This is a genomic window from Chroococcidiopsis sp. (assembly GCF_051657925.1).
GTDB lineage: Bacteria > Cyanobacteriota > Cyanobacteriia > Cyanobacteriales > Chroococcidiopsidaceae > Chroococcidiopsis.
On the sequence record NZ_JBOFLP010000192.1, the window covers coordinates 1 to 14,605 of the forward strand.

General features: G+C 44.9%; 17 protein-coding genes and 1 riboswitch. Of the genes, 14 read left to right on the plus strand and 3 right to left on the minus strand.

The window, feature by feature from the left end; all coding sequences use genetic code 11:
* The first annotated feature begins 702 nt into the window (after positions 1-702).
* The 8 genes from ACRC32_RS15335 (at position 703) to ACRC32_RS15370 (ending at position 6,140) form a co-directional block, all read left to right on the plus strand.
* Entirely contained in the window at positions 703-1,146 is a 444-nt protein-coding gene (locus ACRC32_RS15335) for a hypothetical protein (protein WP_438554781.1), read from the plus strand.
* Positions 1,147-1,203: 57 nt separating this feature from the next.
* Entirely contained in the window at positions 1,204-1,434 is a 231-nt protein-coding gene (locus ACRC32_RS15340; RefSeq protein ID WP_438554782.1) for a hypothetical protein, read from the plus strand.
* Between the two features lie 63 nt (positions 1,435-1,497).
* A complete protein-coding gene (locus tag ACRC32_RS15345) occupies positions 1,498-2,028 on the plus strand; it encodes a hypothetical protein (RefSeq protein ID WP_438554783.1) in 531 nt (176 codons plus the stop codon).
* A gap of 14 nt (positions 2,029-2,042) precedes the next feature.
* Positions 2,043-2,414, plus strand: coding sequence for a DUF1929 domain-containing protein (locus ACRC32_RS15350; protein WP_438554784.1), 372 nt, complete (start codon positions 2,043-2,045; stop codon positions 2,412-2,414).
* Between the two features lie 163 nt (positions 2,415-2,577).
* Entirely contained in the window at positions 2,578-3,321 is a 744-nt protein-coding gene (gene ubiG / locus ACRC32_RS15355) for a bifunctional 2-polyprenyl-6-hydroxyphenol methylase/3-demethylubiquinol 3-O-methyltransferase UbiG (RefSeq protein WP_438554785.1), read from the plus strand.
* Positions 3,322-3,508: 187 nt separating this feature from the next.
* Positions 3,509-5,056 carry a phytoene desaturase family protein gene (locus ACRC32_RS15360; RefSeq protein ID WP_438554786.1) on the plus strand — a complete coding sequence of 516 codons (1,548 nt, stop codon included), beginning with the start codon at positions 3,509-3,511 and terminating at the stop codon, positions 5,054-5,056.
* 90 nt (positions 5,057-5,146) lie between these two features.
* Positions 5,147-5,401 carry a hypothetical protein gene (locus ACRC32_RS15365; protein WP_438554787.1) on the plus strand — a complete coding sequence of 85 codons (255 nt, stop codon included), beginning with the start codon at positions 5,147-5,149 and terminating at the stop codon, positions 5,399-5,401.
* Between the two features lie 199 nt (positions 5,402-5,600).
* Entirely contained in the window at positions 5,601-6,140 is a 540-nt protein-coding gene (locus ACRC32_RS15370; protein WP_438554788.1) for a peroxiredoxin family protein, read from the plus strand.
* A gap of 61 nt (positions 6,141-6,201) precedes the next feature.
* Here ACRC32_RS15370 and ACRC32_RS15375 read toward each other — a convergent pair whose 3' ends face one another.
* Complete coding sequence (locus tag ACRC32_RS15375) at positions 6,202-7,254, minus strand: DnaJ C-terminal domain-containing protein (protein WP_438554789.1); 1,053 nt, start codon at positions 7,252-7,254, stop codon at positions 6,202-6,204.
* 19 nt (positions 7,255-7,273) lie between these two features.
* Here ACRC32_RS15375 and ACRC32_RS15380 point away from each other — a divergent pair, with 19 nt between their 5' ends.
* Positions 7,274-7,519 carry a hypothetical protein gene (locus ACRC32_RS15380; protein ID WP_438554790.1) on the plus strand — a complete coding sequence of 82 codons (246 nt, stop codon included), beginning with the start codon at positions 7,274-7,276 and terminating at the stop codon, positions 7,517-7,519.
* 26 nt (positions 7,520-7,545) lie between these two features.
* On the opposite strand, the gene aspS is transcribed toward ACRC32_RS15380, so the two are convergent.
* A complete protein-coding gene (gene aspS / locus ACRC32_RS15385; RefSeq protein ID WP_438554791.1) occupies positions 7,546-9,372 on the minus strand; it encodes an aspartate--tRNA ligase in 1,827 nt (608 codons plus the stop codon).
* Between the two features lie 27 nt (positions 9,373-9,399).
* Here aspS and ACRC32_RS15390 point away from each other — a divergent pair, with 27 nt between their 5' ends.
* Positions 9,400-9,531, plus strand: a complete 132-nt coding sequence (locus tag ACRC32_RS15390) for a hypothetical protein (protein ID WP_438554792.1) — start codon at positions 9,400-9,402, stop codon at positions 9,529-9,531.
* Positions 9,532-9,662: 131 nt separating this feature from the next.
* Here ACRC32_RS15390 and psbP read toward each other — a convergent pair whose 3' ends face one another.
* The gene (gene psbP / locus ACRC32_RS15395) at positions 9,663-10,208 is read right to left on the minus strand and encodes a photosystem II reaction center PsbP (RefSeq protein WP_438554797.1); all 546 of its coding nucleotides are present in this window, start codon (positions 10,206-10,208) and stop codon (positions 9,663-9,665) included.
* Between the two features lie 375 nt (positions 10,209-10,583).
* Positions 10,584-10,741, plus strand: a riboswitch (guanidine-I (ykkC/yxkD leader).
* A 101-nt stretch (positions 10,742-10,842) separates the two neighbouring features.
* Here psbP and ACRC32_RS15400 point away from each other — a divergent pair.
* The 4 genes from ACRC32_RS15400 (at position 10,843) to ACRC32_RS15415 (ending at position 14,532) form a co-directional block, all read left to right on the plus strand.
* Complete coding sequence (locus ACRC32_RS15400) at positions 10,843-12,045, plus strand: agmatinase family protein (protein ID WP_438554793.1); 1,203 nt, start codon at positions 10,843-10,845, stop codon at positions 12,043-12,045.
* A 108-nt stretch (positions 12,046-12,153) separates the two neighbouring features.
* Positions 12,154-12,516 carry a hydrogenase maturation nickel metallochaperone HypA gene (gene hypA, locus ACRC32_RS15405; protein ID WP_438554794.1) on the plus strand — a complete coding sequence of 121 codons (363 nt, stop codon included), beginning with the start codon at positions 12,154-12,156 and terminating at the stop codon, positions 12,514-12,516.
* A gap of 6 nt (positions 12,517-12,522) precedes the next feature.
* Positions 12,523-13,224, plus strand: coding sequence for a hydrogenase nickel incorporation protein HypB (gene hypB, locus ACRC32_RS15410; protein WP_438554795.1), 702 nt, complete (start codon positions 12,523-12,525; stop codon positions 13,222-13,224).
* A 255-nt stretch (positions 13,225-13,479) separates the two neighbouring features.
* Positions 13,480-14,532 (plus strand): ABC transporter substrate-binding protein, encoded by a 1,053-nt coding sequence (locus ACRC32_RS15415; protein ID WP_438554796.1) that lies wholly within the window; start codon positions 13,480-13,482, stop codon positions 14,530-14,532.
* Positions 14,533-14,605: the final 73 nt, after the last annotated feature.

Consider the following 14,605-nt stretch of genomic DNA (forward strand, 5'->3'; position numbering starts at 1 on the left):
ATTTTTGGGCAAAATCTTTTTTTTCGATTGAAATATTCTTTAAGTAAAGTAGTTTTTTTGACAAAACACTTAAAAAAACTCAATTAAATTCTGTTTTACGCGATCGCAGATTTACTGTATTATTTCTTTAAATAAATGAGACAAAGTAGTAAGAATTGCCTCTTTATAACTTGTGTTAGAACGTGGCTATTCCACATGTTCTTATTTAAAGAAAGACAAAATTTTTGCAAAGATTCAAGCCAAATGTGCAAAATTTGCACGAATAAAATGTATGATTTTTCGATAAAAACTTTGTCAATAAAATAGTTGAGTTTGACAATATGTCGTGTATATTGAGAAGATATTCGCGGATTAAAGTTGTTTTCAAACTTAACCGAGAAAATTGCCAATTGGCTCTCGGCAAGCATTTGAACGTTAGATCTACCACAAAACAAGAGTAAAGTTTAGGCTAAGAGCAGTCATCAGCGTTTTTTGTCCTCATTTTAGGGCTGAAGTCAAACAGACAAAACTAATTAATGCAGATAGTTAGCACAGAGGCGATCGACGCGATCGCAATTAGCCATCAATTACGAGTAATGAGTTATGAGCTATTAGCTATTAGTTAATCGTGATAGAGAGGTGCGACATATTACCTCACTATACCGATTGCTGATAACTGATAACTGATAACTGATAACTGACATCAGGAGGATACAATTTTAAGTGATTCAGCATGAACTACTTAATTTACCTACCAAGAAACTTGACGCTGGGACGCTAATAGCCCAAGGCAGTGGTGTAGGTAGCTGGCAACTTCTGTCCTATCAAGTCCCGATCAACCCCGTCCATGCAGCGTTACTACGAACGGGAAAAGTCTTTTTCTTCACTGGTTCGGGAAATAATCCAACGCGAATTAATTCTCCCTTCAACAGCGTAGTTTGGGATATAAATAGCGGCACGTTTACCAGCCAATCGCCACCAACAGATCCATCTGGATTGCCCATCGATCTTTTCTGTGCCGGACAATCGTTTCACGCTGACGGTCGCTTAATGATTGCAGGTGGAACTCTGCAATACGACCCTTTCTATGGAGCAACCTCTGCTTTTTTATTCGATCCGAGTAACGAGCAGCTGACAGCCATAGCCTCAATGAAGTACGGTCGCTAGTATCCTACAGTCCTAACGCTAGGCAACGGTCGAATTTTTGCCTTATCGGGGCTGGATGTGAATGGCAATCTAGCAATCAACCCAGAAATATATTCCAGCTCTTGGAGAGCTTTTTCTCAAGCTACCAGTCCTTTCGAGCTTTACGCCCATCTGATCTTGACCGCTACGGGGCAGGTTTTTTATACAGGAGGCTATTTTGCGTTTAACAACGGTGTTTCCGCTCGCCTGCTCACCTTACCAGGAAACTTCAATCAAAGAATTACTGAAACACCCGTAGGTGCATTGTAACAGCCTGACTCTGGCGCTCAAGCTGCTAGCGTACTGCTTCCACCAGCTCAAGACCAACGAGTCATGGTGATTGGGGGTGGAAATCCCAATCAGGCAACCAATAGAGTCAGTATCATCAACTTAAACGCAAGTAACCCTGCATATGCAGCTGCACCATCGCTCAACTTTGCTCGCAAGCACCACAACGCCGTAATTCTGACCGATCGCACGGTTTTAGTTTGTAACGGTAGCGGATTTGATGAAGCTGGGAATGCTGCCACGCTGACCGCGGAGATCTACGACCCGATCGCTAAGACTTGGACGCTGACAGCTCCAGCTAGCCGAGTTCGCCTCTATCACTCGGTTGCCTTACTGCTACCAGATGGCAGAGTTGTCACCATGAGTGGTAATCCCAGGCGGTTAAATGAATGCGATAGTAATGGCAACCTTCCGGGCAGTTCGCCACCTCTACCTTGTGAGGATAGGCAAATTGAAATTTACAGCCCGCCTTACATCTCGCAAACACGACCGACAATTCAAACGCACCCGCAGAAATCTCCTTGGGCAATACATTCACGGTTACAACCCCCCAGGCGCAGAACATCTAATGGGTAAGCCTAATTAGACCAATGGCAACAACGCACGGACTAGATACAGAACAACGGCTGGTAGATCTGCCGATCGCCTCTAGAACCAGCACCTCCTTATCCGTGACTCTGACATCCAACCGCAATATTGCCCCTGCTGGTTGGTACATGTTGTTCGTCAGAATTAATTTAGCGCAAGCTAGTGTCACGCCGTTAGTACAATTGCGGTTGAATAACAACTCTTGGGGTAATGGCTTGCAAAGCCTACTATGCAACAACGCTAACCAACTGATTGCTTTTGGCGCACCGAGATACATACAACCAAATGCCCTTTATACTGTAGATTTAAGCAGTGGCGCTATGGCTAAGCTGGTAGACTTTGACGCTGCTAGAGTGGCAATGCGGACTGTATAAGGGTCATTGGTCATTGGTCATTGGTCATTTGTTGACTGACAACTGTTCATTGGTCACTGGTCACTGGTCAAGAGTCATTTGTTGACTGACAACTGCTCCCTGCTCCCTGCTCCCTGCTCCCTGCTCCCTGCTCCCTGCTCCCTGATAACTGATTTGTTTGCTAGTGAAAAAAAACGATTTAGAGTTTTACGATCGCAGTGCTGCCCAGTGGTGGCAACCTGATGCTAGGATCTACGCCCTGCACCGCCTTAATCCCCTTCGCTTTCAGTACTTCGATCGCCATTTAACCAATTGGCAAGGACTGAGAGTTTTGGATGTTGGTTGTGGTGGAGGGTTTTCTTGCGAATTTTTAGCTGCACGGGGTGCAAAGGTTTTCGGCATCGATCGCTCTCAAAGTTGTATCGCTACAGCGAAAGCCCATGCTGCAACTTCTGGGTTTAAGATTGACTATCAGTATGGATATGCCGAAGATCTACCCTATGCCGATCGCTATTTTGATGTGGTTGTTTGTGTCGATGTCTTAGAACACGTAACAAATTGGCAACAAACTGTCACGGAAATTCATCGCGTCTTGCAGCCTGGAGGAACGTTTTGTTTTGACACGATAAACAGGACTGTGCAATCGCAGTTGATGATGATTTGGTTTTTGGAGAGAGTTGTCAAAGCGATCGATCGCGGGATTCATGACTGGGAGAAATTCATCAAACCAGAGGAGTTAACGAGTTTGATGCAACAGCAGAGTTTTACGAATATTGACATTAAAGGCTTTAGCCTATTTGGAAGTTCACCCTGGGATGCGATCGCTACTTTCTGGCACTACAAGAGAACGGGTAGTTTGAGGGCAAGCATTACAGATAATACGTCAGTCATGTATATTGGCAAGGCAGAAAAAACAGCGCGATCGTAAAAAACTGCTAAAGTCTAGCCCCGCGATCGCGTAGAGTGCGTCAAGATTGTAGGGACAGGTTTACTTAAAATGTCTGTTCTGAGTAGAGTTTCTTCGTAAACCTGCCCGTACAAAAGTCAAAAGTCAAAAGTCAAAATGCTGGAACTTGAATTCAATCCGTGACAGCATATGACCGCAAACACTTAGTATGAAGCACTCTGTAGATATTGCGATCGTCGGCGCTGGACATAATGGATTAGTAGCGGCATTACTACTTGCCCGTCAGGGATTGAACGTGTTGGTTCTGGAAGAAAAACAAGTCATTGGTGGGGCTTGTCGGACAGAAACACCTTTTCGTACTGCACCCAACTTAGGTATTTCTACAGGCGCGTATTTATTGGGGTTAATGCCACCAGAACTACTAAAAATTTTAGATATCGATCTACCAACGATCCGGCGCGATCCTCACTATTTCGTCCCGACAACAGATCGGCGCTACCTACTGTTTGGTTCCGATACGGCACAGATGCAGCAGCAGTTTACTGCCTTTTTTTCAGAAGCTGATTGGCAAGCAAATTTGGCACTGCAAGAGGAACTGACACAGTTAAGAGAGGATATTGCCCCGACGTGGTTAGAGGAACCGCTATCGATAGAAGAGACAGCAGAAAAATACGTGCGATCGCATTTAAGATCTATATTTATCGATCTGTGTCGCAAGTCTGTTGGCGAATATCTCGATCGCTTTGATTTTAAAAGCGATTTAGTTAAGGCAATGTATGCTGTCACCGATGGATTTACAGGGGTATTCGGTACTTGGGATACTCCAGGTACGGGGATGAATTTTCTCGTCCATAATATGTGTCGCCTCCCCGGGAGTGATGGTACTTGGATGGTGGTACGAGGCGGAATGGGGACTGTGACTAATCGTCTGGCAGAAGCGGCGGTGAAAGCTGGGGCAAAAATTGAGACTGGGTACGGCGTAGATAAAATTTTAGTATCTCAGAATGTAGTAACGGGTGTCGTGTTGCAGGATGGCACTGAGATTGCTGCTAAAACTGTCATTGTTAACGCCGATCCATTTCGGATGCGTCAACTTGTCGGTAAGGAGAATTTTGCTGCCGACTACAACCGCAGGCTAGATAGTTACTTGCGAGATGGCACGACTTTTAAAGTCAATATGTGCTTGCGAGAACTGCCCCAGTTTACTTGTTTGCCTGAAAATCGGGGTCAGTACGGCACGACGATTCATTTATTACCGGACGAATCGGAAGTGATGATGCATCTGTATCAAGCTTTTGCGGATGTGGAAGCGGGAAGACTGCCAGAATTTCCGACAATTGAATGGTACATTCATACAACTCTCGATCCTTCTTTACAAGATAGGCAAGGGCATCATAATTCAGCTTTGTTCGTGCAGTGGGTTCCTTACGAATTACAGGGGACAACCTGGGAAGAGGAGGAAGTGAATTACGTAAGACATTTACTCTCAATTTGCGATCGCTTTGCCCCTGGTACTTCCAATCTCGTTCAAGAAGTTTTTGCCCTCCATCCCCAGAGATTAGAACAGCATTTTGGTTTGACACGCGGACACATTCATCACGTCGATAATTCTTTTGGATTTAGCGATCGCTTGCCATATGCTACGCCGATTCAGGGTTTATACTCAGCTAGTGCAGGTTGCCACCCCGCAGGTTCGGTGATTGGTGCAGCGGGACACAATGCCGCAATGCGAGTTATGCGCGATTTAGGATGCTAGAATTTGCCATTGCCCCCCTTTTTAAGGGGAGCCACTTGCGTGCGGAGGTATCCTCCGTTGAGCAAAGTGGCGTGGGTTGGGGGGATCTAGATGGATTTGAACCTCACACGACATTCTTCTCACTTGTATACGGCAGTTAGACAAGCTAAATCGATTCAAGAACTAGCTACAGCTTTACAGTGTTTTTTTATTGTTTTAGAAGCGATTGCCTATCCCGATCTATTTGTGTTAGCAGAGGCAATTAAGGAGGCAATCGAGTTGTCTCCTGGGGTTGGTTTAAAGTTGGTAAAACAGAAAAATTCAGTTATGTTTTTTCCTGCTGATGTTAAGGTGTTAGGTGAATGAGACAAATATTTTTTCGCGCAAAAATGCGTTTGCAAAACGTTGCTGTAGGCTAGACACCAAGTCGATCGGCGTACAATTGAAGTACTAGTATTTGTTTGAGAACATGAATTGAGTATGGGTTCAAGCAGTGCAAAAGTCATTATAGTTTTGTAAGATATATTTATGTAAAATATAGTTTTGTAAAACGCTGTTTAGAAAAATGGTACTAACTTCAAACGATTTTAGCGGCTTACTCAACGAGCGTTTTTTTCGTAATCTCTTGCCAATTCCAGCTACTAGCAGTCTAGCTTTAAGCGCAATAACACCAGACTTCCGATTGCCAGATATTACTAATGGTAGAGAAGTTAAGCTTTCGGAATATCGAAGCAAGCAACCTGTCATTTTAGCTTTTACGCGCATTTTCACGGAAAAGCAGTACTGTCCTTTTTGCTTCCCACATATTAAAGATGTGAATGAGAAGTACGATCGCTTTCGCGATCGCGGTATTGAGTTATTAATGATTACGAGTACTGATGAAAAACAAAGTCAGGTCGTAGTCAGAGATTTAGCTTTGAGAATGCCGTTACTGAGCGATCCTAGCTGTAATGTATTTAGAGCATACGGCACGGGACAAGCTTTAGGCGCGCCTTTACCCGCTCAGTTTGTATTAGATAAACAGGGCAGGTTGCGTTACAAACACTTGTTTTCTTTCCTCGACCACAATGCCAGTGTAGAGCAAATATTAGTGGCACTTGATTAGATTTTAGTAGTTTTGGTAGGGTGCGTTACTTATTAATGCACCCTACCAATTTATCAGTTGACTATAAGTGAGCTTGTGGCAAGCGATCGCGGGGATTAAAACTGCGACTACTGCGAATCTTTTCATAATACTCCCGCTCTGTACTGCTCAAATCTTTGGGTGGAACGATCGCAATTTTTACTAGCAAATCGGTACGTCCACCTTTTGGTAAAATCCAACCTTTACTGCGTAAACGTAGAGATTGACCGGAACGAACTCCAGCTGGAACATTAAGCTTGACAGAACCATCGGGAGTAGGAACGTCAATTGCTGCACCAAGAACCGCTTCATCGGGAGTAATTGGCACTTCGCAGACGAGATTGTCGCCTTCAAACTTGAAGAAAGAGTGCGGTTGAATGTCCACTTTCAAGTACAAATCGCCTCGTTGTTGCGTAGCAGGATTAACTAAACCCTTGCCCCGTACGCGGACGCGGCTGCCAGGTTTTGCCCCTGGCGGAATGCGGACTTCAATAGTTTCACTACCAATACTCAGCCGTTTCTGTACGCCGTGAAACGCTTCTGATAAAGTGAGGGCGATCGCTGCTTCTCTGTCGGTGCTAGCTGCGGCACCGTCAAAACCAGCCATTGGATCGGTGAAGCCGTCAAAACCGCTCGTTCCAGAAGATTTTCTGCCAGAAGTGGTATAACTATAAGTCTGACGAGTTCCACCAGTCCGCGCCCCAGGTGTGCCAGGTGCGCCAGGTGCGCCAGCGCCACCAAAACGACCGAGGAGATCGTTGATAAACTCATCAAAACTGCCGTATCTACCAAACTCAAAATCGTCGAAACCAACATTAACCCCACCAGCACCAGCGCCACCAGGCGACCAAGTTTGTCCGGCTTGCTTCCAGTACTGACCGAATTGATCGTATTTACGGCGCTTGTCTGGATCTGACAGCACTTCGTAGGCTTCGTTAACTTCCTTGAATCGCGCCTCGGCTTGCTTGTTACCTGGGTTAACATCCGGGTGAAATTTACGGGCTAGCCTGCGAAAAGCCTGTTTAATCTCATCGTTACTGGCAGTCTTGTTGACTCCCAAAATACTGTAATAGTCCTTAAAATCAGTAGCAGCCATCTAGCTATCAGCCTCCTGAGTGCGATTCAACCTAATTTTATGTGTAGGGATAAGCCCACTAAGGCACTGTGTAGGCGACAAATCAGCACCTAGTAGGGATAGTTTCGGGTATATACATTCTGCCCTAAACTTAGCAAACGGTTACATTGAATCAAGTTCGGTTCTTGCTCAAGTTGCGATCGCAATTGCCCTAAATGAGGGAGCAGGGAGCAGGGAGCAGAGGGAGAGAAGAGAGCTGGGGAAGCTGGGGGAGAAAGAAATTTAAATTCCCTACACCCCACACCCCACACCCTACACCCTCTTCACGACTCCCGACTCCCGACTCCCGACTCCTACTTTTGGTTGATAAGTCGAAGCGACGTGCAATTCTTTTAACTGTTTTGCATCGACTCCAGAGGGTGCGTCAGTTAATAAACAACGGGCTTGTTGCGTTTTTGGAAAGGCGATCGCATCCCGAATTGATTCTTCCCCTGTTAGTAACATCACCAATCGGTCTAATCCGTAGGCGATCCCGCCGTGGGGAGGAGTGCCGTATTCAAATGCTTCTAGGAGAAAGCCAAACTTGTTATAAGCTTCTTCCATCGACAAACCAATTGCGGCAAAGACCTGTTCTTGTACTTCCCGTTGATAAATCCGCAAGCTTCCGCCACCGACTTCAAAGCCGTTGAAGACTAAATCGTAAGCTTGGGCGCGGGCTGTTTTGAGGTCGTTTAGGTCATCGGGATGGGGGGCTGTAAAGGGATGGTGTAACGCTTCTAGACGCTTTTCGTCGGCATTCCATTCAAACATGGGGAAATCTGTCACCCACAGCAAATTGATTTTGCTGGGGTCGATATGCCCTAATTCGTAACCGATAACTTGTCGCAAGCGGTCTAAAGTTTTGTTGACTACATCTGTAACTCCAGCACCAAATAGTAATAGGTGTCCTGGTTTTGCCCCAGTGCGACTCAAGAGTTCTTGTTTTTGTTCGGGGCTGAGGTTGTCTTTAATTGCACCAATTGTGTCGATTTCTCCATCTTCACGGACGCGAATATAAGCAAGTCCTTTTGCACCTGCGCTTTCGGCTTCCTTAAATAAATCGCCGCCTGGTTTGATCCGCACGTTGGAAATGGCTTCATTGCCGTTGGGAATAGGCAGAATTTTGACAATCCCGCCAGATTTTACAGCACTGGAAAAGACTTTGAAGCCGGAGTCTTTGACGAGATCGGAGACATCGACTAATTCCAGATCGAAGCGGGTGTCTGGTTTATCGCTACCGTAGCGTGCCATTGCTTCGGCGTAGGTGAGGCGCGGGAAAGGACGGGCTAGATCGATCCCTTTAACTGTCTGGAAAATATGACAAACTAAACTTTCGTTAAGCTCCAAAATTTCTTCTTGAGACATGAAACTCATTTCCATGTCTAGTTGGGTAAATTCTGGCTGACGATCTGCCCGTAAATCTTCATCGCGAAAGCAACGGGCAATTTGATAGTAGCGGTCAAACCCGGATACCATCAGCAATTGCTTGAATAATTGTGGCGATTGTGGTAACGCAAACCATTCACCGGGGTTGGCGCGACTGGGAACCAAGTAGTCTCTCGCACCTTCAGGAGTAGAACGGGTAAGTACTGGTGTTTCGATTTCAATGAAGCCTTGTGCGTCTTCTAGAAAACGGCGCATGGCTTTGATAACTTGGTGGCGTAGTTGCAGGTTGCGATTCATGCGATCGCGACGCAAATCTAAATATCGATACTTGAGGCGCAATTCTTCCCGTACTGACTCGGTTTCAGCTGTACTGACTTGAAAGGGTAGCTGTTTGCTGACAGCGTTGAGCAACTCAATTTTATCGGCGTAGATTTCGACTTCCCCTGTCGGTAGCTTGGGGTTGAGAGATTCTGGAGGACGCTGGGTAACTCTACCCGTAATGCAGACCACATACTCGTTCCGCAGTGCTTCCGCTTGACGATATGAATCGGGAGTGCGTTGGGGATCGCTGACAATTTGGACGAGTCCCGTGCGATCGCGCAAATCTAAGAAAATCACTCCTCCGTGATCGCGGCGACGGTCTACCCAACCATACAGGGTAACTGTTGCTCCAATATCTTCTGTGCGGAGGTCGCCGCAATAGTGGGTTCGCATAACTATCGATTCAAACTCAGGTTAGTAATGACAATGCTAGAAATTGACAAAGCCTTCCTATTATCTAGCATTCCGATCGGTCATTGGTCATTTATTATTGGTCATTTTTCACAGAAGTCAGGAGCCATAATGCCAGTTGTCAGAATAACCCACGAATAAATTCGGACGTACTGGAATACGAACTTATAAACGGATGACGTTTCTACGCAGCTTTAGGTGGTGAGGCAACCTCACCACCTGCTCACTGTACTGCGTATCTCAATATGATTGTTGGTTTTTTACGGGCGCTGTTAATACACTGTAAAAGACTTAACCATTTGCTGTAGCTTTGGTGCGGCTTTTTGCCAACGCTGTTCCGTGGTGGAGGCGTTGAAAGTAAAGAGTTTGCCACGACTAACGGCAACACTAGCAAGATTGTGCCGTTGTTGCCGATTGGGTAACTTTACAGCATATTCTAGTATGTAGTAAGTTTTCCCGTTATAGTCTTGCTGCCCAGCATTGACTAATTCTGCTTCTCGTCCTGAATCAGGGGGTGCGATTGCGCTTTTACCGAGTTTATAACCCACATCGCCAGGAGTTCCCAAATCGGCTAGGGTTTTGCCATCTGCTATGGAACCGATAACGACAGACACATTCTCTGTGGTTTCAATCAAATCGTGCAATACGACATCAGGACCGTCTGTTACTTGAACTGGTAGCCAGCCGTTAGGGTACAAGAACTCATATCCATCAACGCTATCGACAAAGCTTTTAAGTCCAGCAGTTGATAGTACGCAACCCGATAAACTCAGCGCCATCAGTACTACGAGTAAAATCGATGCAATCCGTTTCAACATTTTTAATAGTGAGTGGTCATTAGTCATTAGTCATTGGTCATTAGTCATTGGTCATTAGTCATTGGTCATTAGTCATTGGTCATTAGTCATTGGTCGCTGCTCCCTGCTCCCTGCTCCCTGTTCTCTGACAACTGATTTGTATTGTCCCATCCCAGTAACCTTCACGACTCCAGAAAGATAGCAGACAGTTATGTGATGAAATTTAGATATTTAATAAATTTAGTAACATTTAATACAGTTGTCTGATACGGCGGTTGATAATGTCGCTATTAGCAGGTTGTATACAGCATTCAAATACTACAGAAAAGTAAACTCAAAAGTAAACAGAGTTTGCTTTTAATTGAGTATGGAATACCGCTAAAAGACAAGTATATAATACCAAGCTTCTAGGGTTCCGGTTTGTAGCGTCTCAGCTTAAGCTGTTAGCTCGCTTAGCAAATGCAGGTCCAAGAGAAGCAAACTGGCTATGCTAAAAATTTTCCGAGTTTTTAGTTGAGTAGCTAGTGACACGGAAGGAGAAAAGCCTGGGAGGAATATCAGTTGTGACGACTGATGTTATACTCCTGGGCTTTTTGCATAATTAGCGACCTAATCTAGTTTGAAAAATTTTGAAAAATTAAGTGAGAGCGATCGCATGACTCATAATTCTGAAAATCCTTTGTTTCAGAGTCCAGACAATAACAATCATCAACCCCCTACTGAAGCCCAACGCGCTTTAGAATTAGAAACACGACTGCCGATGACAGGATGGCAGCAAGAGGTATCGAAAGGACTAGAATACGGATTAGAAGCAGCACAGAGTATCCGCGATCGCACGATTCCTACTTTTTCTCGTGGCGAGTTACCCCACTACGCCGGAATCAATACTTTCCTCAAAGCCCCATACTTAGAAGATGTGCGTCAGGTAGGAAATTACGATGTGGCGATCGTTGGCGTTCCCCATGACTCCGGTACGACCTATCGACCTGGAACCAGATTCGGACCTCAGGGTATCCGTCGCATTTCTGCTTTGTACACGCCTTATAACTTCGAGTTAGGTATCGATTTACGCGAACAAATTACGATTTGCGATGTTGGAGATATCTTCACCATTCCCGCCAACAACGAAAAATCCTTCGACCAAATTTCTAAAGGCGTTGCCCACATTTTCAGTTCTGGGGCATTTCCAATTATTCTGGGTGGCGATCACTCGATTGGTTTTCCCACAGTAAGGGGTGTATGTCGCCATTTAGGAGATAAAAAAGTTGGTATCATTCACTTCGATCGCCACGTAGACACCCAAGAAACCGATTTAGACGAACGGATGCATACCTGCCCGTGGTTTCACGCCACTAATATGAAAAATGCGCCAGCTAAGAATTTAGTACAACTGGGTATTGGTGGTTGGCAAGTCCCGAGAAACGGTGTGAAAGTCTGTCGCGATCGTGCTACCAATATTCTCACAGTTACAGATATCGTCGAAATGGGCTTAGACGCAGCCGCAGAATTTGCGATTCAAAGAGCAACAGATGGTACAGACTGCGTTTACATCAGTTTTGATATCGATTGTATAGATGCAGGATTTGTCCCTGGTACTGGCTGGCCCGAACCAGGCGGTTTGTTACCCCGCGAAGCCCTGTCACTACTGGGTAAAATCGTGCAAAAAGTCCCCGTCTGCGGTCTAGAAGTTGTGGAAGTATCGCCCCCTTACGACATCAGCGATATCACCTCTCTAATGGCAACCCGCGTAATTTGCGATACAATGGCGCATCTTGTCCTATCGGGACAACTACCCCGCAAAGAGAAACCAGCTTACATTTATCCCGAATCCCAACCCGAACTCGTCGCTTGGACTTAGTTTGTCATTTGTCATTCGTCATTTGTCATTTGTCGGGAGAAAGGAGAAGTTAAAAGTCAAAATGGTGCTTTTCCCTACTCCCTACTCCCTACTCCCTACTCCCTCTCTATGCACGAAACCGACATGACCAAAGCGCTGATTCTTACCGTGCGCGACTGGTGGGAAGCACAGCCAGAAAAACCCCAAATCTCCCGAATTCACCTAATTGTGGGTCGGTTTACCTGCGTAGAGCCTGCCAGTTTGGAATTTGCCTTTGAAGTTCAAACGCGCAATACCTTTCTTGCAGAGGCAAAACTAGCAATTCAAGAAACACCCTTAATTGCTTTTTGCCATCGTTGCCAACAAGAATATCGTCCTGAAATTGGACTGCAATATGCTTGTCCGCTGTGTAAATCTCCTATGGAAGACATTCGCTCTGGACGGGAACTAAAAATCGATCGCATCGAATATTCAAATAAGGATGAGGGGTAACTAGTTATGCACCAAACATTTGACGCTGCCCTCGGTATTAATTTACTCCACGCTAATCAGGAAGGGGCTGACCATAACCGCGCCCATTTTGATGAATGGGGAATTACCTGTTTCAATGTTATGAGTAGCCCTGGTGCTGGTAAAACAGTCTTACTCGAAAAAACATTGGCAGCGTTGAAAGACGATCTCAAAATTGCTGTCATTGAAGGCGATATGACTACTGAATTGGATGCCGATCGCCTGCGTCAATACAATGTACCTGTAATCGCAATTAATACTGGACGTTCTTGCCACTTAGACTCAAAAATGGTGGCGGGTGGCATTCATCAATTAGAACATCAATACAATCCCGCTGATTTCGATTTAGTCCTAGTAGAAAACGTTGGTAACTTAGTTTGTCCGGCTGAATTTGAAGTAGGCGAACACGCCAAAGTTGCTCTACTAAGTGTTACGGAAGGAGAAGATAAACCACTGAAATATCCAGTCATGTTTCGCGAAGCTGATTGCTTGCTCATTACCAAAATTGATTTAGCAATCCATTTAGATATGAACATTGACACAATAGTGGCAAATGTACGTCAAATTAACCCAAACGTGAAGATTATCCCCGTAGCGGCGAAGACGGGAGAGGGTTTAGCAGTATGGTTTGACTGGGTGCGATCGCAAATTGCCAAAAAAGAGCTAGAGATCGGTAGAATCAGAGGTTAGAAAAGAGAAAACATTAGTTGTTAAATCTAAAAATAGCAGACTATTCGGCATATATTAAATATGCCGAATAGTCTGCTGCAACGGTCTAATTTCTTTAGAAAAATATTAAATAATTAAAGGCTTCAAATTCTCTAAAAAGTGTAGCAAAAGTAACGGATAAAAAAGGACTTACTCCGTTAGTCTAAAGCGTATTAGATTGTAAGATTTTTAGCTGAAAGATCGCGTCAGTGAATACACTTTTTAGTAGAAAAAGCAATGAAACTGCGAGCGATAATTCAATCAATTTTTCTTTTTGTCATCGGTCTGGCGATCGCAGCAGGTTGCACTAACCCCGCAGTTTATATTACAACTACTACCGATGTTGCTGCTTCTGGTGATGCTGCTCCTAACGCTGCTAGCTTGGGATTCAGTGCGTGGCCTGGTTGGCTTCCTTGGCAAATTGCCCAAGAGCAAAAACTCTTTGAAGCAAACCAAGCTTCAGTCAATTTGAAATGGTTTGACGGCTATTTAGAATCTATTAATGCCCTAACAACCGAACAAATTAATGCCAACAGTCAAACTCTCAACGATACAATCAGTGCCGTTTCAGGTGGTGCAGATAAAGTCGTCGTACTAGTCAACGACAACTCTACAGGTAACGATAAAGTCATTGTTCGTGAAGGCATCAATACCATTGCCGATTTGAAAGGCAAAAAAGTTGCCGCAGAAGAAGGCGCTGTAGATCATTTCCTATTGTTATTAGGAATGAAAAAAGCAGGCATGAAGCCAGAAGATATCCAATTTGTCCCCTTAGAAACAGGACAAGCCGCAGCCGCTTTTGTAGGTGGACAAGTAGATGCAGTTGCCGTGTTTGCACCATTTACCACTCAAGCCTTAAAGCGTCCTGGCAGTAAAGAACTCTTTAGTTCCAAAGAATTTCCTGGAGCAATTCCCGACCATCTTGTCGTCAGCCGTCAGTTTTTAGCAGAAAGTCCCGAAAAAGTGCAAGCAATGGTCGATTCCTGGTTCGCTACCCTTGATTACATGCAAAAAGAACCAGCCAAAGCAACAGAAATTATGGCAAAACGTGCAGGAGTTAGCGTTGCAGAGTACCAGGAATACGCCAAAGGAACCAAGATATTCACCCTGGAAGAAAACCTCAAAGCCTTTCAACCAGGTAACAACATGACTTCGCTGATGTATGCAGCCGGAGAAATGACCAAATTTCTCGAAGAAGTCGGCTTAGCCAAACAAAAACCAGACCTAACTAAACTCTTCGACGATCGCTTCGTTAAAGCATATGCCAAAAAAGCAGGGAGCAGGGAGTAGGAAGTAGTTGATTTCCGACTTATGACTCTTCCCCTTACCCCTTATCCCTTACCTCTCATCCCTCAATTATGAA

Excerpts from the sequence above, each read along its gene's own strand:
- ACRC32_RS15345 (WP_438554783.1), top strand. The coding sequence starts at position 1,498 with ATGGTGATTGGGGGTGGAAATCCCAATCAGGCAACCAATAGAGTCAGT.
- ACRC32_RS15350 (WP_438554784.1), top strand. The coding sequence starts at position 2,043 with ATGGCAACAACGCACGGACTAGATACAGAACAACGGCTGGTAGATCTG.
- ACRC32_RS15360 (WP_438554786.1), top strand. The coding sequence starts at position 3,509 with ATGAAGCACTCTGTAGATATTGCGATCGTCGGCGCTGGACATAATGGA.
- ACRC32_RS15365 (WP_438554787.1), top strand. The coding sequence starts at position 5,147 with ATGGATTTGAACCTCACACGACATTCTTCTCACTTGTATACGGCAGTT.
- ACRC32_RS15370 (WP_438554788.1), top strand. The coding sequence starts at position 5,601 with ATGGTACTAACTTCAAACGATTTTAGCGGCTTACTCAACGAGCGTTTT.
- ACRC32_RS15375 (WP_438554789.1), bottom strand. The coding sequence starts at position 7,254 with ATGGCTGCTACTGATTTTAAGGACTATTACAGTATTTTGGGAGTCAAC.
- aspS (WP_438554791.1), bottom strand. The coding sequence starts at position 9,372 with ATGCGAACCCACTATTGCGGCGACCTCCGCACAGAAGATATTGGAGCA.
- ACRC32_RS15390 (WP_438554792.1), top strand. The coding sequence starts at position 9,400 with ATGACAATGCTAGAAATTGACAAAGCCTTCCTATTATCTAGCATTCCG.
- psbP (WP_438554797.1), bottom strand. The coding sequence starts at position 10,208 with ATGTTGAAACGGATTGCATCGATTTTACTCGTAGTACTGATGGCGCTG.
- ACRC32_RS15400 (WP_438554793.1), top strand. The coding sequence starts at position 10,843 with ATGACTCATAATTCTGAAAATCCTTTGTTTCAGAGTCCAGACAATAAC.
- hypA (WP_438554794.1), top strand. The coding sequence starts at position 12,154 with ATGCACGAAACCGACATGACCAAAGCGCTGATTCTTACCGTGCGCGAC.
- hypB (WP_438554795.1), top strand. The coding sequence starts at position 12,523 with ATGCACCAAACATTTGACGCTGCCCTCGGTATTAATTTACTCCACGCT.
- ACRC32_RS15415 (WP_438554796.1), top strand. The coding sequence starts at position 13,480 with ATGAAACTGCGAGCGATAATTCAATCAATTTTTCTTTTTGTCATCGGT.